We start from the raw sequence: 26,364 nt of genomic DNA on the forward strand, positions 1-26,364 counted from the left end.
GTCCCGTCGTCTCGTCGTCCGGGGTCTCGACCGGGGCCCCGGCGGATCCTCCCAGCCGCCGCGCCGCCGGGCGACCGGGGCCCCGGGCCACCGCTGCGCGCGGGCGGGCGGCCGCCGCCGGGCCCGTAGACTCGGGGCCGCACGTCAGCACGCCGAACACAGGGAGAACCGTGGCGATCCAGCCGATCCGACTCTTCGGGGACCCGGTCCTCCGGCAGCGCGCGGAGGAGGTCACCACCTTCGACAAGGAGCTCCGCCAGCTCGTCAAGGACCTCGAGGAGACCATGCTCGCGGCCCCCGGCGGCGGCCTCGCGGCCCCCCAGCTCGGTGTCTCGCTGCGCGTGTTCACCTACCACGCCGACGACGAGATCGGTCACCTCGTCAACCCCGTCCTGGACCTCTCCGACGAGTGCCAGGAGGGCGACGAGGGGTGCCTGTCGTTCCCCGGGATCGTCGCGGACACCCGCCGGTCGCTGCACGTCGTCGCGCGCGGGTTCGACATGCACGGCGAGCCGATCACCATCTCGGGCTCGGAGTACAAGGCCCGCGCGATCCAGCACGAGACCGACCACCTCGACGGCGTCCTGTTCATCGACCGCCTCGACAAGGCGCAGCGCAAGCTCGCGCTGAAGGCGGTCCGCGAGGCCGAGTGGCTCGGCCAGGGCGTGCCGCAGGTCAAGGTCAGCCCGCACGCCACCTTCGGTCAGGCGAGGTAGTGCGGCTCGTCCTCGCCGGGACCCCCGACGTCGCGGTCGCCAGCCTCGACGCCCTGCTCGACTCCCGCCACGAGGTCGTGGCCGTCCTCACACGCCCCGACGCCGCCGCGGGCCGGGGCCGGCGCACCGCCGCCTCGCCCGTGGCCGAGCGCGCCCGCGCCGCCGGGCTGCCGGTGCTGCAGCCGCGCCGCCCGTCCGAGCCCGGGTTCCTCGCCGCGCTGGCCGACCTCGCGCCCGACGTGTGCCCCGTCGTCGCCTACGGCGCGCTCGTGCCGCGCGCGGCCCTCGACGTGCCGCGCCTCGGCTGGGTCAACCTGCACTTCTCGCTCCTGCCGGCCTGGCGCGGCGCCGCCCCCGTGCAGCGCGCGGTCATGGCCGGCGACGACGTCACGGGCGCCTGCGTCTTCCAGCTCGAGGAGGGCCTGGACACCGGCCCCGTCTACGGCCGCCTGAGCGAGCCGGTCGGGCCGCGCGACACCTCCGGGGAGCTGCTCGCCCGCCTCGCCGTCAGCGGGGCGCAGCTGCTCGTGCGGACCCTCGACGCACTGGAGGCCGGGACGGCCGTGGCCGTGCCGCAGCCCGCCGAGGGCGTCACCCTCGCCCCGAAGATCACCGTGGACGAGGCGCGCGTGGACCTCACCGCGAGCGCCGTCGAGGTCGACCGGCGCGTGCGCGGCTGCACCCCGGACCCGGGCGCGTGGACGACGTTCCGCGACCAGCGGCTGAAGGTGACGGGCGTGCTGCCCGTGGCGGACGGGGGTGACCCCCTGGCGCCGGGACGGCTGCGCGTCGAGCGCCGCCGCGTCCTGGTGGGCACGGGCGACGGGCTGCTGGAGCTGACCGGCGTGCAGCCCGCGGGCAAGCGGGCCATGGCCGGGATCGACTGGGCGCGCGGTGTGCGGCCCGAGGAGCAGGAGGAACTGCGGTGAGCGAGTCCAGTGCAGCGGGCGACAGGCCCCCGGCGCGCGGGGGACGACCCGGGCGGGCCGGCGGGAGCGACCGCGGGGGACGGCCCGAGCGCGGCGGTGACGGGCCCCGGGGTGACGCCCGCACGCGCGGCGGCCGGCCCGACCGCCCGGGCGCGGGCAAGCGCGACGCCGCGGGCGAGCGCACCGGCGTCAAGCGCGACCGCTTCACGAACGTCGACGCCGCCCGCCAGGTCGCCTTCGACGTCCTGAAGGCCGTCGCGCAGGAGGACGCCTACGCCAACCTGGCGCTGCCCAAGGCGCTGCGCGAGCGCCGGGTCTCCGGCCGCGACGCGGGCTTCGCGACCGAGCTCACCTACGGCGTGCTGCGCGGTCGGGGCAGCTACGACGCCCTCATCGCCACGGTCATCGACCGGCCGCTGGAGGACCTCGACCCGGGTGTCCTGGACACCCTGCGCATGGGCGCGCACCAGCTGCTGGCCATGCGCGTGCCCGACCACGCGGCCGTCGCCACCTCGGTGGCCATCGCCCGCAGCGAGCTCGGCACCGGCCCCTCCGGCCTGGTCAACGCCGTCCTGCGCCGCGTCGCGGGCCACGAGCTCGGCTCCTGGCTGGACGAGGTCGCCCCGCCCGAGGAGACCGACGCCGACGGCCACTTCAGCGTGCGCTACTCCCACCCGGAGTGGGTCGTGCGCAGCCTGCGCGAGGCGCTGCGCGCGCACGGGCACGACCCGGCCGAGCTGCGCGAGCTGCTGGCCGCGGACAACGAGCCCGCCGCGGTGGCGCTGTCCGCGCTGCCGGGCCTCACGAGCGTCGAGGAGCTCACCGCCCCGCACTCCGCCGTCGACGTCCGGGCGGGGCGCTGGTCGCCCACCGGCGCGGTGCTGCGCCACGGCGACCCGGGCAAGGTGCCCGCGGTGCGCGACGGCAAGGCCCGCGTGCAGGACGAGGGCAGCCAGCTCGTCGCCCACCTGCTGGCCCGCGCCGAGGTCGAGGGCCGCGACGAGCGGTGGCTGGACCTGTGCGCCGGCCCCGGCGGCAAGGCGGCGCTGCTGGCGGCGCTCGCCGTCCAGCGCGGTGCGCACCTGACGGCCGTGGAGATCGCGGGGCACCGCGCCGAGCTCGTCCGCGACTCGCTGCGCGCCGTGCCCGAGGGCGCGGGCGGGCCCGTGGAGGTCCGCGTCACCGACGGCCGGCAGGTCGGCGACGACGAGCCCGGCCACTACGACCGCGTCCTCGTCGACGCGCCCTGCACGGGCCTCGGCGCCCTGCGCCGGCGTCCCGAGGCGCGCTGGCGGCGGCGGCCCTCGGACCTCGGCGGGCTCGGGCCGCTGCAGCGCTCGCTGCTGGCCTCGGCGCTGGACGCCGTGCGCCCCGGCGGGGTCGTGGCCTACGCGACGTGCTCGCCGGTCCTGGCCGAGACCCGGCTGGTCGTCGACGACGTCCTGAAGGCCGCGGCGAGGAAGGGCCAGGGCGTCGAGCGCCTCGACACCCCCGCGGTCCTCGCGCAGGTCGCCGACGTCCCCGGTGCGGCCGCCGGCACGTCGGTGCAGCTGTGGCCGCACACCCACGGCACCGACGCCATGCACGTGGCCCTCCTGCGCCGCACGTCCTGACCCCCACCCGGCGAGAGGGCAGGATGGTCGGCGTGACCTGGGTCGACGAGATCTCCGCGCGCGCCGACGCGCTCCTGCCGGACTACGTGGCCGCCTACTTCCGCGGCTCCGCGGGAGGCGGTGAGTGCCTGCGCGAGGGCCTCGCCGCCTGGGAGGACCTCCGGCTGCGGCCGAGCGTCCTGCACGACACCAGCACGCTGCGCACCGAGGTCGAGGTGCTCGGCACCCGCGTGCGCACGCCCGTCCTGGTCGCCCCCATGGCCCAGCAGGTCGCCGCGCAGCCCGAGGGGGAGGTCCTCACGGGCCGGGCGGTGGCCGAGCACGGCTCGCTGCTGGGCCTCTCGACCAACACCGGCGTGCACTTCGAGGACGTCGCCGCGACCGGGGCGCCCTGGTGGTACCAGGTCTACGTCATGCAGGACCGCTCCCTCACGCAGCGCCTGGTCGAGCGGGCCACGGCCGCCGGGGCGCGCGCCCTGACCCTCACCGTCGACACGACGGCGCTCGCGCCCGCCCTGCCCGGCATCGAGCCCACCGAGTGGCCCGACACCTACCGCAAGGCCCGCGTCGTCAACCTCACGCCCGAGGAGGTCGAGGCCAGCGGTCCGCACGGCCTGCGCTCCGCCGAGGACCTCACCCCCGACGTGATCGGCTGGCTGCGCGAGCTCAGCGGCCTGCCCGTCGCCGTGAAGGGCGTGCTCACGGCCCGCGACGCCCGGCGCTGCGTCGACGCGGGCGCCGACGCGGTCATCGTCTCCACCCACGGCGGCCGCCGCCTCGGCACGTCGGTGACCTCGGCCGCGGCGCTGCCCGAGGTCGTCGCCGAGGTCGGGACGGAGGTCGAGGTCCACGTCGACTCCGGCATCCGCGCCGGCCACCACGTCGTCGCGGCGCTCGCGCTCGGTGCGCGCGCCGTGCACGTCGGCCGCCCGGTCATGTGGGGCCTCGCGAGCGGCGGCGCCGAGGGCGTGTCCGCCGTGCTGGGCCGCCTGAACGAGGAGCTCGTCACGACGCTGCGGCAGATGGGCCTCGGCGACGTCGCGGACCTGCGCCCGGGCGACGTGACGCGCAGGCCGTGAGGGCCAGGCCCTAGGGTTCCCGGGTGACGATCCAGGTCAGCCCCAGCATCCTGTCCGCGGACTTCGCCAACCTCGAGGCGGAGCTGCAGCGGATCTCCACCGCCGACTGGGCGCACGTCGACGTGATGGACGGGCACTTCGTCCCGAACCTCACGCTCGGGCTGCCCGTCGTGGAGGCGCTGCGCCGGGTCTCACCCGTCCCGCTGGACTGCCACCTCATGATCGAGGATCCGGACCGCTGGGCGCCCGCCTACGCCGAGGCCGGCGCGCAGGGCGTCACCTTCCACGCCGAGGCCGCCGCCGCCCCCGTCCGCCTGGCCCGCGAGCTGCGCCGCCACGGCGCCCGGGCCGGGATGGCGCTGAAGCCCGCGACGCCCGTCGAGGCGTTCACCGACCTGCTGCCCGAGCTGGACATGCTGCTCGTCATGACCGTCGAGCCCGGCTTCGGCGGGCAGAGCTTCCTCGACGTGACGCTGCCGAAGATCCGCCGGGCCCGCGAGGCCATCAGCGCCGCGGGGCTCGAGGTCTGGCTGCAGGTCGACGGCGGCGTCTCGACGCAGACCGTCGAGCGCGCGGCCGAGGCCGGCGCGGACGTGTTCGTGGCCGGCTCCGCGGTCTACGGGGCCGAGGACGCGGCCGCGGCGATCACCGAGCTGCGCGAGCTCGCGCGGGCGGCCTGCGCGCACTGAGCCGGCCCGCGCGGGGGCGGTGGACGGCCTCCGGACGGCGCGGACCCGCGTGGCACACTGACGGCGACAGACCACGACACGCGTGCTCCGGGGTCGGTGAAAACCCGAACCGGCGGTGACAGTCCGCGAGCCCTCGCCTCGGCGGGGGCTGACCCGGTGGAACTCCGGGACCGACGGTGACAGTCCGGATGAGAGGCAGCGCGCGGTGTCGGCCTCGCGCGCCCTGCTGCCCGCGGCCGCCGGCACCCGTCGGAGGTGCGCTCCCGCGCACCCCCGCGCCTCCCGCCCCGGAGTCCGCACCCGGACCCGTCGACGCGCAGGGGGCACGAGCTGTTCAGCGAAGCGGAGACCGCGGCGATGCGCCGCGCGCTCGAGCTGGCCGCGCGCGGGCGCGCCACCGGGCCGAACCCGCGCGTGGGCTGCGTCCTGCTGGACGCCGACGGCACCGTGAGCGCCGAGGGCTTCCACGCCGGTGCCGGGACCCCGCACGCCGAGGTGGCGGCGCTCACCGCGCTGGCGGGTCCCGAGACCGGCCTGACCGCCGTCGTCACCCTCGAGCCCTGCTCCCACACCGGCCGCACGCCCCCGTGCACGCAGGCGCTGCTCGCGGCCGGGGTCGCGCGCGTCGTCGTCGCCGCCGACGACCCCAACCCGCAGGCCGCCGGGGGAGCCGCCGTCCTGCGCGCGGCGGGCGTCGACGTCGAGACGGGTCTGCTCGCCGCGGAGTCGGGGGCCCTCAACGAGCGCTGGACGGCCGCCGTCCGCCGCGGCCGGCCCTGGGTCACCTGGAAGTGGGCCTCCACGCTGGACGGCCGCTCCGCCGCCGCCGACGGCTCCAGCCGCTGGATCACCTCCGCCGCCGCGCGTGCCGACGTGCACCGGCTGCGCGCCGCGCACGACGCCGTCCTCGTCGGCACCGGCACCGCCCTGGCCGACGACCCCGCCCTCACGGTGCGCGCCGACGGCACCGAGGTCGCGGGCGAGCAGCCCCTGCGCGTCGTCCTCGGCCACCGCGAGCTGCCGCCGCACGCGCGGCTGCGCGACGCGCGGGCCCCGCTGCGGCAGCTGCGCACCCACGACCCGCACGAGGCGCTCGCCGCGCTCGCGGCCGAGGAGGTGCGCACCGTCCTGCTGGAGGGCGGACCCACCGTTGCGGCGGCGTTCTGGCGGGCCGGCCTCGTCGACGAGGTCGTCTGCTACCTCGCCCCCGCGCTGCTCGGCGCCGGCCCCCTCGCCGTCGGCGATCTCGGCGTCACCGGCATGCCGGACATCGCGCGGCTCGCGCTGCGCGACGTCGTGCGCGTCGGCGACGACGTCCGCCTCACCGCCCGCCCGCTCCCGCCCGTCGCGCCGGGCGCCGGCGACCCCACCACCACCCACCCCGCCGTCCATCAGGAGGCCAGCAGTGTTCACCGGGATCGTTGAGGAGGTCGGCGAGGTCGTCGCCGTCGAGCGCGGGGAGGACTCCGCCCGGCTGACCGTGCGCGGTCCGCTGGTCACCAGCGACGCCGTGCACGGCGCGTCGATCTGCGTCGACGGCGTCTGCCTCACCGTCGTCGACCAGCCCGACCCGGCCAGCTTCACGGTCGACGTCATGGCCGAGACGCTGTCCCGCAGCTCGCTGCGCGACGTCGCCCCCGGCCGCCGCGTCAACCTCGAGCGGGCGCTCGCCGCCAGCGCGCGCCTCGGCGGGCACATCGTCCAGGGCCACGTCGACGGCACCGGCCGCGTCGTCTCCCGCACCCCGGGCGACGCGTGGGAGGTCGTCCGGGTCGCCATCCCGACCGACCTCGCGCGCTACGTCGTGGAGAAGGGCTCCATCACCGTCGACGGCACGTCGCTGACGCTCTCGGCCGTCAGCGCGGTCGACGACCCCGAGCCGTGGCTGGAGGTCTCGCTCATCCCGACGACGCTGGAGCTGACGACGCTGGGGCAGCGGCAGCCCGGCTCGGTCGTGAACCTCGAGGTCGACGTGCTCGCGAAGTACGTCGAGCGCCTCGCCGCCGCCGGCCCGCGGACAGCCACTCCCGCGACGGTGGCCCCGTGACCGCCGCCACCGACGTCTCGGGGTCCGTCGCGGCCGCGCTGGAGTCGCTGCGCGCCGGCCGCCCGGTGCTCGTGACCGACGACGCCGACCGCGAGGACGAGGGCGACGTCGTCCTGGCCGCGGAGCTCGTCACGCCCGAGTGGCTGGGCTGGACGGTCCGGCACACGTCGGGGCTGCTGTGCGTGCCGATGTCGCTCGAGCGCGCCGCCGCGCTGGCGCTGCCGCCCATGGTCGAGCGCAACGAGGACTCCCGGCGCACCGACTACACCGTGAGCGTCGACGCGGCCGTGGGCGTCACCACCGGCATCTCGGCCGCCGACCGGGCCCGCACCGCCCGCGTCCTCGCCGACCCCGCGGCCACGCCGGGCGACCTCGTGCGCCCCGGGCACGTCTTCCCGCTGCGGGCCCGCCCCGGCGGGGTGCTGGAGCGCCCCGGGCACACCGAGGCGGCCGTCGACCTGTGCACCCTGGCCGGGCTCGCCCCGGTCGGGGTCATCGCCGAGCTCGTCGAGGACGACGGCACGATGTCGCGGTGGCCCCAGGTCACCGAGCTCGGGCGGCGCCACCAGCTGCCCGTCCTCACCATCCACGACCTGCGCGCGCACCTCGCCGCCGCAGCAGCCACCCCCGGAGGGAACGCACGATGAGCGGCGACGGAAGCCCCGAGATCGACGTCGACGGCACGGGCCTGCGGGTCGCGGTGATCGCGGCGCGCTGGCACCAGGAGGTCATGGACGGGCTGCTCGCGGGCGCCCGCCGCGGCCTGGCCGAGGCGCACGTCACCGACGTCACCGAGGTCCGCGTCCCCGGTGCCTTCGAGCTGCCCGTGGCGGCCGCGCGCCTGGCCACGCAGGGCTTCGACGCCCTCGTCGCCCTCGGCGTCGTCATGCGCGGCGGGACCCCGCACTTCGAGTACGTCTGCAGCGCAGCGACGACGGGCCTGACCCAGGTCGCCGTGACCACCGGCGTCCCGGTCGGCTTCGGCGTGCTGACGGTCGACAACGAGTCGCAGGCGCTGCACCGCGCGGGCCTGCAGGGCTCGCGGGAGGACAAGGGCCGCGAGGCCGTGCTGGCCGCCCTGGAGACGGTCGTGGCGCTGCGCGAGGTCGCCCCGCTCTAAGCTCCTGTCACGTGAAGACCTTCGACGACCTGTTCGCGGAGCTGACCGACAAGGCCCGCACCCGCCCCGCGGGGTCCGGCACGGTCGTGGAGCTCGACGCCGGCGTGCACGCCATCGGCAAGAAGGTGGTCGAGGAGGCCGCCGAGGTGTGGATGGCGGCCGAGCACGAGTCGGCCGAGCGCACCGCCGAGGAGGTCTCCCAGCTCCTGTACCACCTGCAGGTGCTGCTGATCGCGCGCGGGCTGACCCTCGACGACGTGTACGCGCACCTCTGAGCGACACCCTCCCGCGACACCCGCACCCCGCGACACCCGCACCACCCACGACCCGAACCGAGGAGCCCCCGCAGTGCTGCGCATCGCCGTCCCCAACAAGGGGTCGCTGTCCGAGGCGGCCAGCGCGATGCTGCGCGAGGCCGGCTACAGCCAGCGCCGGGAGTCGCGGGAGCTGATCCTCGACGACCCGGCCAACGACGCGCAGTTCGTGTTCCTGCGGCCCCGCGACATCGCCCTCTACGTCGGCTCCGGCACGCTCGACTGCGGCATCACGGGCCGCGACCTGCTGCTGGACTCCCGCGCCCCGGCCGACGAGGTGCTGCCGCTCGGCTTCGCCCGCAGCACCTTCCGCTTCGCGGGCCGGCCCGGCACGGCGTCCTCGGTCGCCGACCTGGCCGGGCGCCGGATCGCCACGAGCTACTCGGGCCTGCTGGGCGAGCACCTGGCCGAGCACGGCGTCGAGGCCTCCGTCGTCCACCTCGACGGGGCCGTGGAGACGGCCGTCGCCCTCGGCATCGCCGACGTGATCGCCGACGTCGTGGAGACCGGCTCGACCATGCGCGCCGCGGGCCTGGAGGTCTTCGGCGAGCCCGTCATGCGCTCCGAGGCCGTCCTGGTCCGCCAGACCGGGGCCGGGCCGTCGCCCGCCGTGGACGTCCTGGTCCGACGCCTGCAGGGTGTCCTGGTGGCGCGGCAGTACGTGATGGTCGACTACGACTGCCCGCGCGAGCTCGTGGAGCGCGCCTGCGCCATCACCCCGGGCCTGGAGTCGCCGACGGTCTCGCCGCTGGCCGACCCCGAGTGGGTGGCCGTGCGGGCCATGGTCGAGGCGCGCTCCACCAACCAGGTCATGGACGACCTCTACGACCTGGGCGCGCGGGCCATCCTCGCCACGAGCATCCACGCGGCCCGCCTGTGAGCGGCGCCGCCCCTGCCGGTGCCGGGGGGGTCCACCCGGACGACCGACCCGCCGACGCGCCGTTCAGGCCGCGGCGGGCCCGGTGGGTCGGCTACCCGCTCGCCGCGCTGTGCGTCCTCGCCGTCGTGGCCCTCTCGATCGCCCTGGCCAACGCCCCCGCCTCGGGCTGGACGCCGCTCGACAGCGCCTCCGCCGTCGTGTTCGGGCTGCTCGTCGCGGCGGGCCTCGTGCGCCTGGTCGGCGTGCGGGCCGTGCCCACCGAGGACGCGCTCGTCGTCCGCAACGTCGTCTACACCCGCCGCGTGGAGTGGGACGCGATCCTCGGGGTCCGCTTCAGCGGCGAGAGCCCGTGGCTGACGCTGGACACCGACGACGGCGAGAACCTCGCCGTGATGGCCGTGCAGAAGGCCGACGGCGCCTACGCCGACGCCGAGGGGCTGCGCCTGGCGCGCCTCGTGGAGCGCCACGCCCCGCAGGTGCGGCGCGACCGGGGGAGCTCGGGGCTCTAGCGCCCGGCCTCCCGCCACCGCGGTCCGCCGTCCGCTGCGGCGTCGGGGGTCCCGTCGCTGCGGAGCAGCACGTCCGCCCGCGCGGGCGTGCCCTCGGCCGCGAAGAGCACGTCCTCCTGCGCGGCCCACCGCAGCCAGTGCGGCCGGTAGGTCTCGCCGTCGCGGGCCATGCCCCGCGCGAAGCGGACCGCGGGCGCCGCGTCGAGCCAGACCAGGACGTCCACGTGCGCCGCGGGCGCGCGCGACCCGCAGCCGACGCCCTCGACGACCACGACGTCCGCCGCCGGGACGTCGACCGCCTCGCCGCGCCGCCCGGCGGCCCAGTCCCAGCGCCGGTAGCGGGCCGGGCGCCCCGCCGCGAGCGGGGCCAGCACCTCGTCGGTGACCAGCGGCACGGCGGCCGCGAGGCCGTCCCAGCCGGGGTAGAGGTCGTCCATGTGGACGACGGGCGCCCCGCCCAGCGCGCGGGCGAGGGCGGCGGCGAAGTCCGTCTTGCCCGCCCCGGACGGGCCGTCGACGGCGACGACCGCCGGCGCCGCGCGCGGGGGGCGCCGGCGGGCCAGCGCCGCCAGCACCACCTCCACGGCGTCCGCCGTCGTGAGGAGTCCCGGAGGCGGGGTCACGTCCACGAGGGGCGGGAGCACGACCGGCTCAGAACCAGGTCTGGCACCACGGGGACTCGGGCGTCGCGAACAGCGCGCCGAGGCGCACGGCGCGGTCGGGCCCGGCGACGTGCAGGCGGCCGGCGCGCGCCAGCGGGACGGCGGAGGCGTCTCCGAGCAGCAGGGTCGCGAGGTCGCCGACACCCAGGACGACGTCCGGCTCGTCCGTGCTGGCCGTGACCTCGGCGCACGCGAACCCGTCCTCGCCGCGGTTCTCACCGCTGACGTGCAGCCGGACGGTGCCGCCGGTGATGCCGCGGGGGTCCTCCACGCGCAGCACGAGGCTGTCCTGCCCGAGGTAGCGGCGGGCGCACAGGGCCCCGGCCACGTCGAGCACCCGCAGCCACAGGAAGTCGTCGACCGCGCCGTGGCGCGCGGCCCGCGGGTCCACCAGCAGCTGCGGCAGCAGCTCGTCGGCGGGGCGGTCGGGGATCGTCAGGGTGCGCACGAGGTCGATGGACGCGACGAACTCCCACAGGTCGCGGTAGGCGGCCGTCGTCGTCGCCGTGAGGTCGAGGACCCGTCCGGTGGAGGTGGAGACGCGGGCGTCCCAGCTCTCCGTGAGCTCGTAGACGACGTAGCCGTCCGCGGTGCCGGCCGCGTCGCGGTGCACCGCGACGTGGGCGCCGCGCCCGAGCCGGCGCGGGCCGGGCGTCGTGAACCACTCGTCCCAGTCGACGGCGGGACGCTGCAGGCCCCCGGGCCGCCCGCGCCGCATCGTGTCGTGCAGCCCCGCGAGCAGGTCCCGCTCGGCGGCGGGGTCGACCAGCTCGAGGCTGCCCCCGTCGGCGCCGGGCGCGTCGGGCCGGAAGGCGGTCCGGTCGCAGTCCAGCGTCCACTGCGTCGAGCGGGTGGCCGGGCCGAAGCCGAAGCGCCCGTAGATGGGCGCCTCCATGGCGATGAGCGCCGCGAGGGCGTGACCGCTCTCGCGGGCCTCGGCGAGGTCGGTGCCCATCAGGGTGCTGAGGATGCGGCGCCGGCGGTGGGTGGGCAGCACCGCGACGGAGGAGATCGCGTCGACCGTGACGGGGCCCGCACCCGGCATCGTGACCTCGAGGTCGTAGGAGCGGAACGTCCCGACGGGGCGGTCGCCGTCGTAGGCCGCGCGCAGCCGGTGCCCCGCGACCTGGCGGCGGCGCGCGGCCAGGTCGGCCTCGTCGGCGGCCTTCTCCAGGAAGGCGGCCCGCGGCACGCGGGACCAGGCGTCGACGGCGGCGGCGTCGGCGGTGTCGACGGTCGTGAAGGTCAGGTCGGGGCTCGGCACGCCGCCGACGGTATCCGGGACCGCGGCGGTCCGCGCCCGTCGGGGAGGGCGCTGCACGGGCCAGCGTGGCTCACTACGCTGGCCCGCGTGAGCGTCGCCGTGCGAGTCATCCCCTGCCTGGACGTGGACGCGGGACGCGTGGTCAAGGGCGTCAACTTCGCCGACCTGCGCGACGCGGGCGACCCGGTCGAGCTGGCCCGGCGCTACGACGCCGAGGGGGCCGACGAGCTGACCTTCCTCGACGTGACGGCCTCCTCCGGCAGCCGCGAGACCACCTACGAGGTCGTCTCCCGCACCGCCGAGCAGGTGTTCATCCCCCTCACGGTCGGGGGCGGGATCCGCGCCGTGGCCGACGTCGAGCGGCTGCTGCGCGCCGGCGCCGACAAGGTCGGCGTCAACACCGCGGCCATCGCCCGCCCCGAGCTCATCGCCGAGATCGCCGACCGCTTCGGCTCCCAGGTCCTCGTCCTGTCCGTCGACGCGCGCCGGACGCGGCCGGGCGAACCGGTCACGGAGTCCGGCTACGAGGTCACCACCCACGGTGGCCGCCGCGGCACGGGGCTCGACGCCGTCGAGTGGGCGGCCCGCGCCGCGGACCTGGGAGCGGGGGAGATCCTGCTGAACTCGATGGACGCCGACGGCACCAAGGCCGGCTTCGACCTCGAGATGCTCACGGCCGTGCGCGCCCGCGTGCGGGTGCCCCTCGTGGCCAGCGGCGGCGCCGGGGCGGTCGAGCACTTCCCCCCGGCCGTGGCCGCGGGCGCCGACGCCGTGCTGGCCGCGAGCGTCTTCCACTTCCAGCAGCTGACCGTCGGCCAGGTGAAGGACGCCCTGCGGGCGGCGGGGAGCCCCGTGCGCTGAGGACCCGAGCGGTGAGACGGAGTGCGCTGAGAACGAGTGCGCTGAGAACGAGTGCGCTGAGCCGTCCGCGTCAGGCGGGGTAGGCGTCCAGGAAGCGCGCGACCGCGTCGGGGGAGCCGTCCACGGCGACCTGCGCGACGGGCCGGCGGCCGAAGGCGTGCAGCAGCAGCTCCTGCGGCTGACCGGTCAGGCTCACCGCGGCCGGCCCGCGCCGCACCACGACGCGCGGCCCGCCGGGGACGACGAGCACGACACCCGTGCCGCTGCGGCGGTAGGCGACCCGGCCGATCGTGCGCACCAGCTTCCACAGCGCGGCGGACTCCCCGCGGGGCAGCTCGCGCGGCGCGGCGCCCTCGCCCGCCCGTCGCACGTCCTCGTGGTGGACGTAGAACTCGGCGCGGTTGACCAGCTCGTCGAGGACGGGCAGCCGCGTGGGGTTGAACCCGGGCGGCCCCGAGCGGACCCGGTCGACCAGCTGCTCGAACGGCAGGGCCGCCAGCTCGTCCTGCACCCGCTGCGCGCGCTCGCGCAGCGGCGGCAGCGCGGCGCCCAGCTGGACGTCGGGGCGGCCGTCGCGCAGCACCAGGTGGACCATCAGGTCCCGCACCTGCCAGCCCTCGCAGAGCGTGGGCGCGTCCGGACCGACGCGCAGCGCCTCGTCGCAGAGGGCGGCGCGTTCACGGGCGGCGTCGGTGACGGGCATGCGCGGATCGTGGCACGCCGCCCCGGGGCGCGGTGCGGCGACCCGCAGGAGGTGCGCCGCGGCCGGTGACATCATGAGGCGGTGCCTGCGACTCCCGTCCCGACCCTCGACCCCTCCCTCGCCGGCCGGCTCAAGCGCGACGCCGCGGGCCTCGTCTGCGCCGTCGTGCAGCAGCACGACACCCGCGAGGTCCTCATGGTCGCGTGGATGGACGACGAGGCCCTCGCCGCCACCCTGAGCACGGGCCGCGCCACCTACTTCAGCCGCAGCCGGCAGCAGCTGTGGCGCAAGGGCGACACCTCCGGGCACGTGCAGTGGGTCAAGCGCGTCTCGCTCGACTGCGACGGCGACGCCCTGCTCGTCGAGGTCGACCAGGTCGGCGCGGCCTGCCACACGGGCGACGCGACGTGCTTCGACGCCTCGCCGCTGCCCGTCGTGGTCGGGTCCCGGGACGAGGCGTGAGCGACCCCGCCCCGCCGCCCGCCGCCGAGGACGCCCCCGCCGACGAGGCCCGTCGCCGCACCGGCCGCGAGCGGGGCCTCCTGCTCCTGCTGGGTCTCGCGGGGGCCGTCGTGGCGCTCGCGGCGGGCGCGCCGACGTGGGTCTCGGGGCGCGTGGCCGCCACCGCGGGCGAGACCGCGGTGCTGGCCGACGGCCGCACGGCCGCCCCGCTGGCCACGGCCCTGGGGCTGGTGGCGCTGGCCGCCGTGGTCGCCTGCACGATCGGGCGCCGCGTGGCCCGGGTGCTCGCCGCGGCCGCGCTGCTGCTCGCGGGGGTCGGCGTCGTCGTGGCCTCCCTCACCGCCGCGACGTCGCCCGAGGACGCGCTCGGCGCCGAGGCCCGCGCCGCGAGCGGCCGCTCGACCGCGACCGTCTCGGCGGCCGAGGTCGCGCCCTGGCCCGTCGTCTCGGCGGTCGGCGGCGTCCTGATCGGCCTCGCGGGCCTCGGGGTGCTCGTGCGCGGCGGGACGTGGCTGAGCTCGCGCCGCTACGAGCGCGACGCCGCGGCCGTGCCCGCGAGCCCCGCCGAGGACCCCGCGGCCGCGTGGGACTCCCTGACCCACGGCGAGGACCCCACCCGCTGACCGCCTGACCCGCCGACCCGCCCACCCGCGCGCCGCGGCGGGTCCCGGTACCGTGGGGCCCAGCACCGGCCGGGACCACCGCGGCCGCCCCGCACCAGACGTCGAGGAGCACCCCGTGAGCAGCCAGTCCTCCGCCCGCGACGGCCAGGGCGGCCCGACCGCGCAGCCGGCCCGCAACGGCCAGACCGAGCGCACCGGCAACGAGACGCACGCCGACATCGTCGACGAGCACGGGCACGGCCACACCGTCGCCGCCTGGGCCGGCGTCGCCGTGGGCCTGCTCGGCTTCCTCGTGCTGGGCCTCGCGGTCGTCTTCCCCAGCCTGACGTGGGGGATCATCGGCGGCGTCATCATCCTGCTCGCCCTCGTCGTCGCCTCCGTCCTGTCCCGCATGGGCTACGGCGTCAAGCGCAGCTCGGGCAAGCCCGCCGGCGTGAGCCGCCCCCAGCACTGACGAGCCCAGCACCGACGGACGCAGCACCGGCGCGCTCCACGCGTCCGGCACGGCGCCGCACTCCCTCGGGGGTGCGGCGCCGTCCTGCGTCCCGGGCCCGTGGGCGGGAGGTGCCGCAGCGCCCGGGCGGGGGAGTGACCCTGTGCACGTCGGCGCAACCGGCCGGGACGGCGGGACTAGCATGCGCAGCGTGACGGTCCTCGACGACATCCTCGACGGCGTCCGCGAGGACCTCGCGGCCCGGCGTGAGCACACCTCCCTCGACGAGCTGAAGGAGCGCGCCCACCGGCAGGTCCCGGCCAAGGACGCGCACGGCCTCCTGCGCCCGCGCGACAGCGAGCAGAGCGGCGTGAAGGTCATCGCGGAGGTCAAGCGCAAGAGCCCCTCCAAGGGCGCCCTGGCCGACATCCCCGACCCGGCCGCGCTGGCCACGGCCTACGAGCTCGGCGGCGCCAGCGTCATCAGCGTCCTGACCGAGCAGCGCCGCTTCGGCGGCAGCCTGGACGACCTGCGCGCCGTGCGCTGCGCGGTCGACGTCCCGGTGCTGCGCAAGGACTTCGTCGTCGGGTCCTACCAGCTGTGGGAGGCCCGCGCGTGGGGCGCGGACGTCGTGCTCCTCATCGTCGCGGCGCTGGAGCAGGACGCGCTCGTGTCGCTGGTCGAGCGCACCCACTCCCTCGGCATGACGGCGCTCGTGGAGGTCCACGACGCCGAGGAGGTCGCCCGCGCGGTCGACGCCGACGCCCGCGTCATCGGGGTCAACGCCCGCAACCTCAAGACGCTCGAGGTGCACCCGCGCGTCTTCCACGAGCTGGCCCCCCTCATCCCCGACCGCATCGTCAAGGTCGCGGAGTCGGGCGTGCAGGGCCCGCGCGACGTCGTGGAGTACGCCCGCGCCGGGGCCGACGCGGTGCTGGTGGGGGAGACGCTCGTCAAGGGCGACGACCCGCGGCGGGCGGTGGCCGACCTGGTCGCCGCCGGCGCCCACCCGGCGGTGCAGGCGGTGCGCCCGTGACCGCCTACGACGAGCCCACGGTCGACGTGCCCGCCGGCGAGGTCCCCGTGTCCTTCGGCCCGACGCCCCTGGCGGGTGAGCGGGGTCCGTACTTCGGCGCCTTCGGCGGCCGGTTCGTGCCCGAGGCCCTCGTGGCCGCGCTCGACGAGATCGACGCGGCGCACCGCTCGGCGATGTCCGATCCGGCGTTCGTCGAGGAGCTGGCCGAGCTGCACCGCACCTACTCGGGGCGGCCCAGCATCATCACCGAGGTGCCGCGCTTCGCGGCGCACGCCGGTGGGGCCCGGATCCTCCTCAAGCGCGAGGACCTCAACCACACCGGCTCGCACAAGATCAACAACGTGCTGGGCCAGGCGCTGCTGACCAAGCGCATGGGCAAGAAGCGGGTCATCGCGGAGACGGGGGCGGGCCAGCACGGCGTCGCCACCGCGACGGCGGCCGCCCTCATGGGCCTGGAGTGCGTCGTCTACATGGGCGAGGAGGACACCCGGCGGCAGGCGCTGAACGTGGCGCGCATGCGGCTGCTCGGGGCCACCGTCGTCCCGGTCACCGCGGGCAGCCGGACGCTCAAGGACGCCGTCAACGAGGCGTTCCGCGACTGGGTCGCCTCGGTCGACACCACGCACTACGTCTTCGGCACGGTGGCCGGGCCGCACCCGTTCCCCGTCCTGGTCCGCGACTACCAGCGGATCATCGGCGTCGAGGCGCGCGAGCAGGTCCAGCAGCTCATCGGCCGGCTGCCCGACGCGGTGTGCGCGTGCGTCGGCGGCGGCTCCAACGCGATCGGCATCTTCCACGCGTTCCTCGAGGACGCGGACGTGCGCCTGTTCGGCTTCGAGGCCGGCGGCGACGGCGTCGAGACCGGCCGCCACGCCTCCTCCATCACGGGCGGGTCCCCGGGCGTCTTCCAGGGCGCACGCTCCTTCGTGCTGCAGGACGAGGACGGCCAGACGGTGGAGTCCCACTCGATCTCGGCGGGCCTCGACTACCCCGGCGTCGGGCCGGAGCACTCGTGGCTCGGGGACAGCGGGCGGGCCACCTACCGCCCCGTCACCGACAGCGAGGCCATGGACGCCTTCAAGCTGCTGTGCCGCACCGAGGGGATCATCCCGGCCATCGAGAGCGCGCACGCCCTGCACGGCGCGCTCGGCGTGGCCCGCGAGCTGGGCCCCGACGCGGTCGTCCTCGTGAACCTCTCGGGGCGCGGGGACAAGGACGTCGACACCGCCGCCCGGTGGTTCGACCTGGTCAGCGACGAGGACCTCGTCGCCTCCGAGGTCGAGCGCGTCTCCGACGCGCCCGAGGACACCGAAGGGTCGGGATGGTGAGCACCACGCACGAGGACTCGACGACGGGCCCCGCGACGGGGACCGCGACGGCGGCGGCGGCGGTGGACCGCGCGAAGGCCGAGGGCCGCGCCGCGCTGGTCGCCTACCTCCCGGTCGGCTACCCCGACGTGCGCACGAGCATCGAGGCGGCGAAGGCCGCCGTCGACGGCGGCGCGGACGTCGTCGAGCTGGGGCTGCCCTACTCCGACCCGACCATGGACGGCGTCACCATCCAGCGGGCCGTCGACGCCGCCCTGGCGGGCGGCACGCGCCCCGCCGACGTCCTGCGGGCCGTCGAGGGGGTCGCCGCCACGGGCGCCGCCGTGCTCGTCATGACCTACTGGCCGCCCGTGGACCGCTACGGCGTCGACCGCTTCGCGCGCGACCTGGCCTCGGCGGGCGGGGCCGGGCTCATCACGCCCGACCTCATCCCGGACGAGGCCGGCGCCTGGATCGGCGCGAGCGACGCGCAGGACCTCGAGCGCGTCTTCCTCGTCGCGCCGAGCTCCACCGACGCGCGCCTGGCGCTGACCGCCGAGCGCAGCCGCGGGTTCGTCTACGCGGCCTCCCTCATGGGCATCACGGGGGCCCGCGCGACCGTGGGCGCCGGCGCCCGGCAGCTCGTCGAGCGCACCCGCGCCGCCGGCGCCGAGCGCGTCTGCGTCGGCCTGGGTGTCTCGACGCCCGAGCAGGCGACCGAGGTCGCCGGGTACGCCGACGGCGTCATCGTGGGCTCCGCCTTCGTCAGCCGGCTCCTCGACACCGACGACACCGCCTCCGGCGTCCGGGCCGTGGGGCGCCTCGCCGCCGAGCTGTCGGCGGGCATCCGCAGCGCCTGACCACCCCCGCGCGCCCCCGCGGCGCGCCCCCGACCGGGGAGCCGGTGCTCCCCGGTCCGTCCGACGTGCCCGAACGCCCGAGGAGAGTCCGTGAGCAGCAGGAAGCGGCCCAGCGGCCACCCCGCCCGTGCGGGGGAGGCCCAGGACGCGCGCGCCGCGCGGCAGGCCAAGGCGGCCGCGCTGCGCCAGCGCGAGCAGGCCCGCGAGCGCAGCCGGCGCGTCCTGCTCATCACCGCCGCCGTCGTCGTGGTCCTGGCGATCGTCGCCACGGTCGTCGTCCTGGTCCAGCGCCAGGGCGGTGACTCCGACACCGAGGGCGTCCCGGCGCCGCACGCCGTCTCCGCCGACGGCGGGATCCAGCTGCCGGGCACGCCCGCCGCGGGCGCTCCGACCATGGACATCTGGCTCGACTACCAGTGCCCCGTCTGCCAGCGGTTCGAGGGCTTCGGCGGCCAGGCCTACGTCGACCTCGCCGCGCAGGGCAAGGCCAAGGTGGTCGTGCACACGCTCACGTTCCTCGACGGCACCCTCGGCACGGCCCCGTCCTCGCAGCTGGCCGCCGAGGGGGCCGCCGCGGCCGACGCGCAGGGGAAGTTCGTGCAGTACACGCAGGCGCTCTACGCGGACCAGCCGGAGGAGGGGACCGGCTACACGGCCGACTCGCTGCAGGCCTACGCCGAGAAGGTCGACGGGCTGGACGTCACGGCCTGGCGCAAGGCCCTGGACGACCACGTCTACGCGGGCTACGTGAAGCGGGTGCAGGCGCAGATGGAGCCGCAGGGGGTCGGGGGGACCCCGACCGTGCGCGTCACGTCCGCCGCCGGTGCGGTGACCGACGTCCCCGCCGACCAGCTGCTCACCGCGGACGCGCCGCAGAACCTCGCGGCGGCCGTGCAGAAGGCGACCGCCGCGTGATCGCGGCCCTGCCCGCGCTCCTGCCCACCGAGCTGCCCGCGGCGCTGCCCAGCCCCACCGTCGCGGTGTGGCACCTCGGCCCGCTGCCGGTGCGCGCCTACGCGCTGTGCATCATCGCGGGCATCGTCGTGGCGGTCTGGATCGCCGAGCGGCGCTTCCAGGCCCGCGGCGGGCGCGCCGACTTCATCCTCGACATGGCCGTGTGGGCCGTGCCGTTCGGCATCGTGGGCGCCCGGATCTACCACGTCGTCACCTCGCCGCAGGCGTACTTCGGCGAGGGCGGCGACCCCGTGCGGGCGCTGAAGATCTGGGACGGCGGGCTCGGCATCTGGGGCGCGATCGCGGCCGGGGTGCTCGGCGCGTGGATCGCGGCGCGGCGGGCGGGCTACCGCTTCGCCCCCGTGGCCGACGCGGCCGCCCCCGCCCTGCTCGTGGCGCAGGCCCTGGGCCGCTGGGGCAACTGGTTCAACAACGAGCTCTACGGCCGGGCCACCGACCTGCCCTGGGCCCTGACGATCCACCGCTGGGACGCCGCCGAGGGCCGGGCCGTGCTCGGCGCCGACGGGGCCCCCGAGGTGCTCGGCACGTTCCACCCGACGTTCCTGTACGAGTCGCTGTGGTGCCTCGCGGCCGCCGTGGTCCTCGTCCTGCTCGACCGGCGGTACCGGCTGCGCCACGGCCAGGTCTTCCTGCTCTACGTCGTCCTGTACTGCGCGGGCCGCTCCTGGTTCGAGGCGCTGCGCATCGACGACGCCAACCACATCCTCGGGCTGCGCGTGAACACGTGGGTGGCGGCGATCGTCCTGCTCGCCGCGCTGGCCGCCTTCGCGGTGTCCCGACGCCGCCACCGCGGGGAGGACCCGGGCGTCGCCGAGCGCGTCGAGAGGGAGTCCGCGGAACAGGTACCCTCCACCTCGTCAGTGGAGGGCGCATCCCCGTCCGGTGACGATGCGAGCGTGGCTGACGAACAGACCGTCACTCAGCCCCAGGAGCAACCCCGCCAGGGACACGACCGCCCGTCCTCGTGACGGTGTCGTGACGTCGAGTGCGCGTTCGACGCACGTCCCCTGGCGTTACGATGAGGTGAACGCAGGCCAGCGCCGCCCTGCGTTCGGGGACGCACGCCGCCCAGGCGCCGCGTCTCGGCTCGAAGAGACTCCACCGGTCGAACGAGACCCTTGACAGACCCCTGTCCATCGAGGTCCTCCACGACCTCTCTCCGAGGACGGTGCACCCATGTCGCAGCTCCCCGCGACGCCCGACGCCCTCTGCGCACCCACGGCCGGCGAGCCGTCGGTGCGCACCACCACGCGACCCTTCTCCACGGTCCCCGCGGCCCAGGGGATGTACGACCCGGCGAACGAGCACGACGCCTGCGGCGTCGCGTTCGTGGCCACCATGCGCGGCGAGCCCGGTCACGACATCGTCGACCACGCCCTCACCGCGCTGCGCAACCTCGACCACCGGGGTGCGGTGGGCGCCGAGACCAACACCGGCGACGGGGCGGGCATCCTGACCCAGGTCCCCGACGCCTTCCTGCGCGCCGTGCTGCGCGAGGAGCTGGGCGTCGACCTGCCGGCCAAGGGCGCCTACGCCGTGGGCAACGCCTTCCTGCCCGTCGACCCGGCCGAGCGGGCCGCGGCCGTGGCCCGCATCACCGAGATCGCGGCGTCGGAGTTCGTCGACGTCCTCGCGTGGCGCGACGTGCCCGTCACCCCCGACCTCGTCGGCCAGCAGGCCCGCGCCTGCATGCCCTTCTTCGCGCAGCTGTTCCTGCGGGGCCAGGCGGGGGAGCAGGGCCTCGACCTCGACCGCCGCGTCTACGCCGTCCGCAAGCGGGCCGAGCGCGAGCTGAGCGTCTACTTCCCGTCGCTGTCGGCGCGGACGCTGGTCTACAAGGGGATGCTGACCACGGGTCAGCTGGAGCCCTTCTTCCCGGACCTGTCCGACCGCCGCTACACGACCGAGCTGGCGCTCGTGCACTCCCGCTTCTCCACCAACACGTTCCCGTCGTGGCCGCTGGCGCACCCGTTCCGCACCATCGCCCACAACGGCGAGATCAACACGGTCAAGGGCAACCGCAACTGGGCGTCGGCGCGCGAGTCGCTCATGAGCACGCCGCTGATCCCGGGCGACGTCCAGCGCCTCGGCCCCGTCTGCGCGACCGAGGGCTCCGACTCGGCGTCCTTCGACGAGGTGCTCGAGCTGCTGCACCTCGCGGGCCGCTCGCTGCCGCACGCGGTGCTGATGATGATCCCGGAGGCCTGGGAGAACAACACCGAGATGGACCCGGCGCGACGCGCCTTCTACCAGTTCCACTCGATGTTCTCCGAGCCGTGGGACGGCCCCGCGAGCGTCACGTTCACCGACGGCACCCTCATCGGCGCGGTCCTGGACCGCAACGGCCTGCGCCCCTCGCGCTACTGGGTCACCGACGACGGCCTGGTCGTGCTGGCCAGCGAGGTCGGCGTCCTCGACCTCGACCCCGCCTCGGTCGTCACCCGCGGGCGCGTGCAGCCCGGGAAGATGTTCCTCGTCGACACGGCCGCGGGCCGCATCGTCGACGACGAGGAGATCAAGGGCGAGCTCGCGAACGCCAAGCCCTACGCGCAGTGGCTCGAGAACGTCGTGCACCTGGGCGACCTGCCCCCGCGCGAGCACATCGTGCACACCCACGCCTCGGTGGCCCGCCGCCAGCAGACCTTCGGCTACACCGAGGAGGAGCTGCGGCTCATCCTCGCGCCGATGGCGCGCGCCTCGGCGGAGCCCATCGGCTCCATGGGCTCCGACACGCCCCTCGCGGTGCTCTCCGAGCGCCCGCGGCTGCTGTTCGACTACTTCACGCAGCTCTTCGCGCAGGTGACGAACCCGCCGCTGGACGCGATCCGCGAGGAGCTCGTCACCTCGCTCATCACGACGGCGGGGCCGCAGCAGAACTTCCTGGCCGACTCGGCGGCGCACTGCCACCAGCTCGTCCTGCCGTTCCCGGTCATCGACAACGACGAGCTCGCCAAGATCGTCCACATCGACAAGGACCGCCGGAACCCGGGCCGTACGACGCACATCGTCAAGGGCCTCTACCGCGTGGCCGGCGGCGGCGCGGAGCTCGCGCGCCGCATCGAGGAGATCCGCGCGGAGGTGAGCCGGGCCATCGCCGAGGGCGCCGTCTTCGTCGTGCTCTCCGACCGCGACTCCACCGCGGAGCTCGCGCCGATCCCGTCCCTGCTGCTCACCTCGGCCGTGCACCACCACCTGGTGCGGGAGAAGCTGCGCACCCAGGTCGGGCTCGTCGTCGAGGCCGGCGACGTGCGCGAGGTGCACCACGTCGCGCTGCTCATCGGCTACGGCGCCGCGGCGATCAACCCGTACCTGGCGATGGAGACGGTCGAGGACCTCGTCCGCACGGGCGTCATCACGACCGTCGACGCGCCGGCCGCGGTGAAGAACCTCATCAAGGCGCTCGGCAAGGGCGTCCTGAAGGTCATGTCCAAGATGGGCATCTCCACCGTCGCCTCCTACCGCGGCGCGCAGGTCTTCGAGGCCCTCGGGCTCTCCCAGACCCTCGTCGACGAGTACTTCACGGCCACGACCTCCCGCCTGGGCGGCGTCGGCCTGGACGTCCTCGCCGAGGAGGTCGCGCGCCGGCACCGGATCGCCTACCCCGTCGAGGGGCAGGAGCGCGCGCACCGCAGCCTGGAGACGGGCGGGGAGTACCAGTGGCGCCGCGACGGCGAGCCGCACCTGTTCGACCCCGAGACCGTCTTCCGCCTGCAGCACTCCACGCGCCAGCGCAACGAGAAGGTCTTCCGCCAGTACACCCAGCGCGTCGACGAGCAGGCCGAGCGGCTCATGACGCTGCGCGGGCTGCTGACGCTGAAGAAGGGCGTGCGCGAGCCCGTGCCGGTGGAGGAGGTCGAGCCGGTCAGCGAGATCGTCAAGCGGTTCTCCACGGGCGCGATGAGCTACGGCTCCATCAGCCAGGAGTCCCACGAGGTGCTCGCCGTCGCGATGAACCGCCTCGGCGGGAAGTCGAACACCGGTGAGGGCGGCGAGGACTACGACCGCCTGCTGGACCCGGTGCGCAACTCCGCGACCAAGCAGATCGCCTCGGGCCGCTTCGGCGTCACGAGCAGCTACCTGGCCCACGCCACCGACCTGCAGATCAAGGTCGCGCAGGGCGCCAAGCCCGGCGAGGGCGGTCAGCTGCCGGGGCACAAGGTGTACCCGAACATCGCCAAGACCCGGCACTCCACGCCGGGCGTCGGCCTCATCTCGCCGCCGCCGCACCACGACATCTACTCCATCGAGGACCTCGCCCAGCTGATCCACGACCTGAAGAACGCCAACCACAAGGCCCGGGTGCACGTGAAGCTCGTGTCCGAGGTCGGCGTCGGCACGGTCGCGACGGGCGTGTCCAAGGCCAAGGCCGACGTGGTCCTGATCTCCGGGCACGACGGCGGCACGGGCGCGGCGCCGCTGACGAGCCTCAAGCACGCCGGCGGCCCCTGGGAGCTCGGCCTGGCCGAGACCCAGCAGACGCTGGTCCTCAACGGCCTGCGCGACCGCATCTCGGTGCAGGTCGACGGGCAGCTGAAGACGGGCCGCGACGTGGTCATCGCCGCGCTGCTGGGCGCCGAGGAGTTCGGCTTCGCCACGGCCCCGCTGGTCGTGTCGGGCTGCATCATGATGCGCGTCTGCCAGCTGGACACCTGTCCCGTCGGGGTGGCGACCCAGAACCCGGAGCTGCGCGCGCGGTTCACGGGCAAGGCCGAGTACGTGGTGACGTTCTTCGAGTACCTGGCGCAGGAGGTCCGCGAGTACCTCGCGAGCCTCGGGTTCCGCTCGCTCGAGGAGGCCGTCGGCCACGTCGAGCTGCTGGACTCCCGCCGCGCCGTGGCGCACTGGAAGGCGTCGGGCCTGGACCTGGCCCCGATCCTGCACGCGCCCACGCCGCCCGAGGGCACGTCCCTGCACCGCACGACGACGCAGGACCACGGCCTGGAGAAGGCCCTGGACCACGTGCTCATCGAGCGCAGCGCCGACGCGCTGCGCGACCGCACCCCGGTGAAGATCGAGCTGCCGGTGCGCAACGTCAACCGGACCATCGGGGCGCTGCTGGGCTACGAGGTCACGACGCGCTTCGGCGAGGAGGGCCTGCCCGACGGCACGATCGACGTCAAGCTCACGGGCTCCGGCGGGCAGTCGCTCGGCGCGTTCCTGCCGCGCGGCGTGACGATCCGGCTCTTCGGCGACACCAACGACTACGTCGCCAAGGGCCTGTCCGGCGGCATCGTCGTGGTGCGCCCCGACACCTCGTCGGGTTCGCGCGAGCGCGACATCGTCGCCGGCAACGTCATCGGCTACGGCGCGACGTCCGGGCAGGTCTTCCTGCGCGGCGAGGTCGGCGAGCGCTTCTGCGTGCGCAACTCCGGCATGACCGCGGTCGTCGAGGGCGTGGGCGACCACGCGCTGGAGTACATGACCGGTGGCGAGGTCGTCATCCTCGGCCGGGTCGGGCGCAACGTGGCCGCGGGCATGTCCGGCGGCTACGCGCACGTCCTGGACCTCAAGGAGGGCCGCGTCAACCGCGACATGGTCGACCTGCGCCCGATGGACGACGAGTCCGCCGCGCGCGTGCACGACCTGCTGGTGGCGCACAAGGGCCACACCGATTCCACCGTCGCCGGGAAGCTGCTGTCCGACTGGGGTGCAGCGCGTTCCCGGTTCACCACGATCGTCCCCCGGGACTACCAGCGCGTGCTGGACGTGCAGGCGCAGGCCGTCTCCGAAGGCCTGGCGCCCGACTCCGACGACGTGCTGGCCCGCATCATGGAGGCTTCCCATGGTTGATCCCCGCGGCTTCCTGCAGGTCCGCGAGCGTGAGCTCCCGAAGCGCCGTCCCGTGCAGCTGCGGCTCATGGACTGGCGCGAGGTCTACGAGAAGCAGGACCTGGCGCAGACCGAGCGCCAGGCCGGGCGCTGCATGGACTGCGGCATCCCGTTCTGCCACAGCGCGTGCCCGCTGGGGAACCTCATCCCCGAGTGGAACGACCTCGTCAACCGCGGGGACTTCCGCGCGGCCGCCGAGCGCCTGCACCTGACCAACAACTTCCCCGAGTTCACGGGGAAGCTGTGCCCCGCACCGTGCGAGTCGGCCTGCGTGCTGGGCATCAACCAGCCGCCGGTGACCATCAAGCAGGTCGAGGTGATGATCGCCGAGCAGGCCGCGGAGAACGGGTGGCTCGAGCCGCGCCCGCCGGAGCGCCTGACGGGCAAGACCGTCGCCGTCGTCGGGTCCGGCCCCGCCGGGCTGGCCGCCGCGCAGCAGCTGACGCGCGCCGGGCACACCGTCGCCGTCTACGAGCGCGACGACAAGATCGGCGGGCTGATGCGCTACGGCATCCCCGAGTTCAAGATGGAGCGCTCCGTCCTGGACCGCCGCCTCGCGCAGATGGAGGCCGAGGGCACCCGGTTCCGCCCGGGCACCGCCATCGGCACCGACATCACGGGCGAGCAGCTGCGCGACCGCTACGACGCCGTCGTGGTGGCGACGGGGGCGACCCAGTGGCGCGACGTGGAGATCCCGGGGCGCGAGCTCGCGGGCATCCACCAGGCCATGGAGTACCTGCCGCCGACCAACCGGGTCGCCGTGGGGGAGGACCGTCCCGACGACTACATCGACGCGGCCGGCCTCGACGTCGTCATCATCGGCGGCGGCGACACGGGCTCGGACTGCTACGGCACCGCCCTTCGCCAGGGCGCCCGCTCGGTCACGCAGCTCGACATCTACCCGCAGGCACCGGAGGACCGGGGCGAGGACGAGCCCTGGCCGACCATGCCCAAGGTGTTCACGGTGTCCTCCTCCCACGAGGAGGGCGGCGAGCGGGTCTTCTCCGCGAGCACGCGCGCGCTCATCGGCGACGACGAGGGGCGCGTCAGCGCGCTGCGCCTGGTCGAGGTCGAGAAGGTCGACGGCACCTGGACGCCCGTGGAGGGCACCGAGACGGACGTGCCCGCGCAGCTCGTCCTGCTGGCCATCGGGTTCTCCGGCCCCGAGGCCGGCGGGCTCGTCGAGCAGCTGGGCCTGGCCACGGACGAGCGGACGCGGTTCGCCCGCACCGACGCCTACGCCAGCCGCACCCCGGGCGTCTTCGTCGCGGGCGACGCGGGCCGCGGCCAGTCGCTCATCGTGTGGGCCATCGCCGAGGGGCGCGCGTGCGCGGCCGCGGTCGACGCCCACCTCATGGGGGAGACGGCGCTGCCCTCGCCCATCTCGGCGCACGCCCGGCCGCTGACCGCCTGAGCGGACGCGACCACGAGCCCGGCACCCCCTCGGGGGTGC

25 protein-coding genes, 1 pseudogene and 1 riboswitch are annotated in these 26,364 nt (G+C 75.7%); of the genes and pseudogenes, 23 read left to right on the forward strand and 3 right to left on the reverse strand.

What is annotated here, in order from left to right; translation table 11 throughout:
• Window positions 1-170: 170 nt before the first annotated feature.
• From def to F1544_RS26070, 12 genes and pseudogenes are all read left to right on the forward strand, one after another.
• Entirely contained in the window at window positions 171-716 is a 546-nt protein-coding gene (def, locus tag F1544_RS02645; RefSeq protein ID WP_167581788.1) for a peptide deformylase, read from the forward strand.
• Window positions 716-1,645 (forward strand): methionyl-tRNA formyltransferase, encoded by a 930-nt coding sequence (gene fmt, locus F1544_RS02650; RefSeq protein WP_167581790.1) that lies wholly within the window; start codon window positions 716-718, stop codon window positions 1,643-1,645. Before def ends, fmt begins: the two co-directional genes overlap by 1 nt.
• The gene (locus F1544_RS02655; protein WP_167581792.1) at window positions 1,642-3,258 is read left to right on the forward strand and encodes an RsmB/NOP family class I SAM-dependent RNA methyltransferase; all 1,617 of its coding nucleotides are present in this window, start codon (window positions 1,642-1,644) and stop codon (window positions 3,256-3,258) included. The genes fmt and F1544_RS02655 overlap by 4 nt, the downstream gene beginning before the upstream one ends.
• A gap of 32 nt (window positions 3,259-3,290) precedes the next feature.
• On the forward strand, window positions 3,291-4,337 hold the full coding sequence (locus F1544_RS02660) for an alpha-hydroxy acid oxidase (RefSeq protein WP_167581794.1): 1,047 nt from the start codon (window positions 3,291-3,293) through the stop codon (window positions 4,335-4,337).
• Between the two features lie 23 nt (window positions 4,338-4,360).
• Window positions 4,361-5,026 carry a ribulose-phosphate 3-epimerase gene (gene rpe, locus F1544_RS02665; RefSeq protein ID WP_167581796.1) on the forward strand — a complete coding sequence of 222 codons (666 nt, stop codon included), beginning with the start codon at window positions 4,361-4,363 and terminating at the stop codon, window positions 5,024-5,026.
• 78 nt (window positions 5,027-5,104) lie between these two features.
• Window positions 5,105-5,230: riboswitch (FMN riboswitch) on the forward strand.
• A gap of 153 nt (window positions 5,231-5,383) precedes the next feature.
• Window positions 5,384-6,451, forward strand: a complete 1,068-nt coding sequence (gene ribD / locus F1544_RS02670; RefSeq protein WP_167581798.1) for a bifunctional diaminohydroxyphosphoribosylaminopyrimidine deaminase/5-amino-6-(5-phosphoribosylamino)uracil reductase RibD — start codon at window positions 5,384-5,386, stop codon at window positions 6,449-6,451.
• Window positions 6,432-7,073: a riboflavin synthase gene (locus tag F1544_RS02675; RefSeq protein WP_167581800.1), complete on the forward strand. Its 642-nt coding sequence runs from the start codon at window positions 6,432-6,434 to the stop codon at window positions 7,071-7,073. Before ribD ends, F1544_RS02675 begins: the two co-directional genes overlap by 20 nt.
• Window positions 7,070-7,699 (forward strand): annotated as a pseudogene (gene ribB, locus F1544_RS02680) (3,4-dihydroxy-2-butanone-4-phosphate synthase); the annotation flags it as partial. The gene F1544_RS02675 and the pseudogene ribB, both read left to right, overlap by 4 nt.
• Window positions 7,700-7,716: 17 nt before the next feature.
• Complete coding sequence (ribH, locus tag F1544_RS02685) at window positions 7,717-8,193, forward strand: 6,7-dimethyl-8-ribityllumazine synthase (RefSeq protein ID WP_167581804.1); 477 nt, start codon at window positions 7,717-7,719, stop codon at window positions 8,191-8,193.
• Between the two features lie 11 nt (window positions 8,194-8,204).
• The gene (locus tag F1544_RS02690; protein ID WP_167581806.1) at window positions 8,205-8,468 is read left to right on the forward strand and encodes a phosphoribosyl-ATP diphosphatase; all 264 of its coding nucleotides are present in this window, start codon (window positions 8,205-8,207) and stop codon (window positions 8,466-8,468) included.
• Window positions 8,469-8,541: 73 nt separating this feature from the next.
• Complete coding sequence (hisG, locus tag F1544_RS02695; RefSeq protein ID WP_167581808.1) at window positions 8,542-9,387, forward strand: ATP phosphoribosyltransferase; 846 nt, start codon at window positions 8,542-8,544, stop codon at window positions 9,385-9,387.
• A complete protein-coding gene (locus F1544_RS26070; RefSeq protein ID WP_167581810.1) occupies window positions 9,384-9,896 on the forward strand; it encodes a PH domain-containing protein in 513 nt (170 codons plus the stop codon). The genes hisG and F1544_RS26070 overlap by 4 nt, the downstream gene beginning before the upstream one ends.
• Here F1544_RS26070 and F1544_RS02705 read toward each other — a convergent pair.
• The gene (locus tag F1544_RS02705; RefSeq protein ID WP_167581812.1) at window positions 9,893-10,519 is read right to left on the reverse strand and encodes a nucleoside/nucleotide kinase family protein; all 627 of its coding nucleotides are present in this window, start codon (window positions 10,517-10,519) and stop codon (window positions 9,893-9,895) included. The two genes, F1544_RS26070 and F1544_RS02705, sit on opposite strands and share 4 nt — an antisense overlap.
• A gap of 28 nt (window positions 10,520-10,547) precedes the next feature.
• Window positions 10,548-11,822: a GNAT family N-acetyltransferase gene (locus F1544_RS02710; RefSeq protein WP_167581814.1), complete on the reverse strand. Its 1,275-nt coding sequence runs from the start codon at window positions 11,820-11,822 to the stop codon at window positions 10,548-10,550.
• Between the two features lie 87 nt (window positions 11,823-11,909).
• On the opposite strand from F1544_RS02710, the gene hisF reads away from it, so the two are divergent.
• Window positions 11,910-12,683 (forward strand): imidazole glycerol phosphate synthase subunit HisF, encoded by a 774-nt coding sequence (gene hisF, locus F1544_RS02715; protein ID WP_167581816.1) that lies wholly within the window; start codon window positions 11,910-11,912, stop codon window positions 12,681-12,683.
• A gap of 70 nt (window positions 12,684-12,753) precedes the next feature.
• Here hisF and F1544_RS02720 read toward each other — a convergent pair whose 3' ends face one another.
• Entirely contained in the window at window positions 12,754-13,386 is a 633-nt protein-coding gene (locus F1544_RS02720) for a TIGR03085 family metal-binding protein (protein WP_167581818.1), read from the reverse strand.
• A gap of 81 nt (window positions 13,387-13,467) precedes the next feature.
• On the opposite strand from F1544_RS02720, the gene hisI reads away from it, so the two are divergent.
• The 10 genes from hisI (at window position 13,468) to F1544_RS02770 (ending at window position 26,325) form a co-directional block, all read left to right on the forward strand.
• A complete protein-coding gene (gene hisI, locus F1544_RS02725; RefSeq protein ID WP_167581820.1) occupies window positions 13,468-13,848 on the forward strand; it encodes a phosphoribosyl-AMP cyclohydrolase in 381 nt (126 codons plus the stop codon).
• Window positions 13,845-14,471 (forward strand): Trp biosynthesis-associated membrane protein, encoded by a 627-nt coding sequence (locus F1544_RS02730; protein ID WP_167581822.1) that lies wholly within the window; start codon window positions 13,845-13,847, stop codon window positions 14,469-14,471. The genes hisI and F1544_RS02730 overlap by 4 nt, the downstream gene beginning before the upstream one ends.
• A 115-nt stretch (window positions 14,472-14,586) precedes the next feature.
• A complete protein-coding gene (locus tag F1544_RS02735; protein ID WP_167581824.1) occupies window positions 14,587-14,925 on the forward strand; it encodes an HGxxPAAW family protein in 339 nt (112 codons plus the stop codon).
• A 190-nt stretch (window positions 14,926-15,115) separates the two neighbouring features.
• Window positions 15,116-15,940 carry an indole-3-glycerol phosphate synthase TrpC gene (trpC, locus tag F1544_RS02740; RefSeq protein ID WP_167581826.1) on the forward strand — a complete coding sequence of 275 codons (825 nt, stop codon included), beginning with the start codon at window positions 15,116-15,118 and terminating at the stop codon, window positions 15,938-15,940.
• A gap of 47 nt (window positions 15,941-15,987) precedes the next feature.
• Window positions 15,988-17,268 carry a tryptophan synthase subunit beta gene (gene trpB / locus F1544_RS02745; protein ID WP_373368051.1) on the forward strand — a complete coding sequence of 427 codons (1,281 nt, stop codon included), beginning with the start codon at window positions 15,988-15,990 and terminating at the stop codon, window positions 17,266-17,268.
• Window positions 17,265-18,107: a tryptophan synthase subunit alpha gene (gene trpA, locus F1544_RS02750; protein ID WP_308469841.1), complete on the forward strand. Its 843-nt coding sequence runs from the start codon at window positions 17,265-17,267 to the stop codon at window positions 18,105-18,107. The genes trpB and trpA overlap by 4 nt, the downstream gene beginning before the upstream one ends.
• Window positions 18,108-18,197: 90 nt before the next feature.
• Window positions 18,198-19,022 carry a DsbA family protein gene (locus F1544_RS26075; RefSeq protein WP_167581829.1) on the forward strand — a complete coding sequence of 275 codons (825 nt, stop codon included), beginning with the start codon at window positions 18,198-18,200 and terminating at the stop codon, window positions 19,020-19,022.
• The gene (gene lgt / locus F1544_RS02760; RefSeq protein ID WP_167581831.1) at window positions 19,019-20,050 is read left to right on the forward strand and encodes a prolipoprotein diacylglyceryl transferase; all 1,032 of its coding nucleotides are present in this window, start codon (window positions 19,019-19,021) and stop codon (window positions 20,048-20,050) included. Before F1544_RS26075 ends, lgt begins: the two co-directional genes overlap by 4 nt.
• Before the next feature lie 208 nt (window positions 20,051-20,258).
• Window positions 20,259-24,872 (forward strand): glutamate synthase large subunit, encoded by a 4,614-nt coding sequence (gene gltB / locus F1544_RS02765; RefSeq protein WP_167581833.1) that lies wholly within the window; start codon window positions 20,259-20,261, stop codon window positions 24,870-24,872.
• Window positions 24,865-26,325: a glutamate synthase subunit beta gene (locus F1544_RS02770; protein WP_167581835.1), complete on the forward strand. Its 1,461-nt coding sequence runs from the start codon at window positions 24,865-24,867 to the stop codon at window positions 26,323-26,325. The genes gltB and F1544_RS02770 overlap by 8 nt, the downstream gene beginning before the upstream one ends.
• Window positions 26,326-26,364 lie beyond the last annotated feature (39 nt).

The organism is Kineococcus rubinsiae, from assembly GCF_011839805.1.
Classification (GTDB): Bacteria; Actinomycetota; Actinomycetes; order Actinomycetales; family Kineococcaceae; genus Kineococcus; species Kineococcus rubinsiae.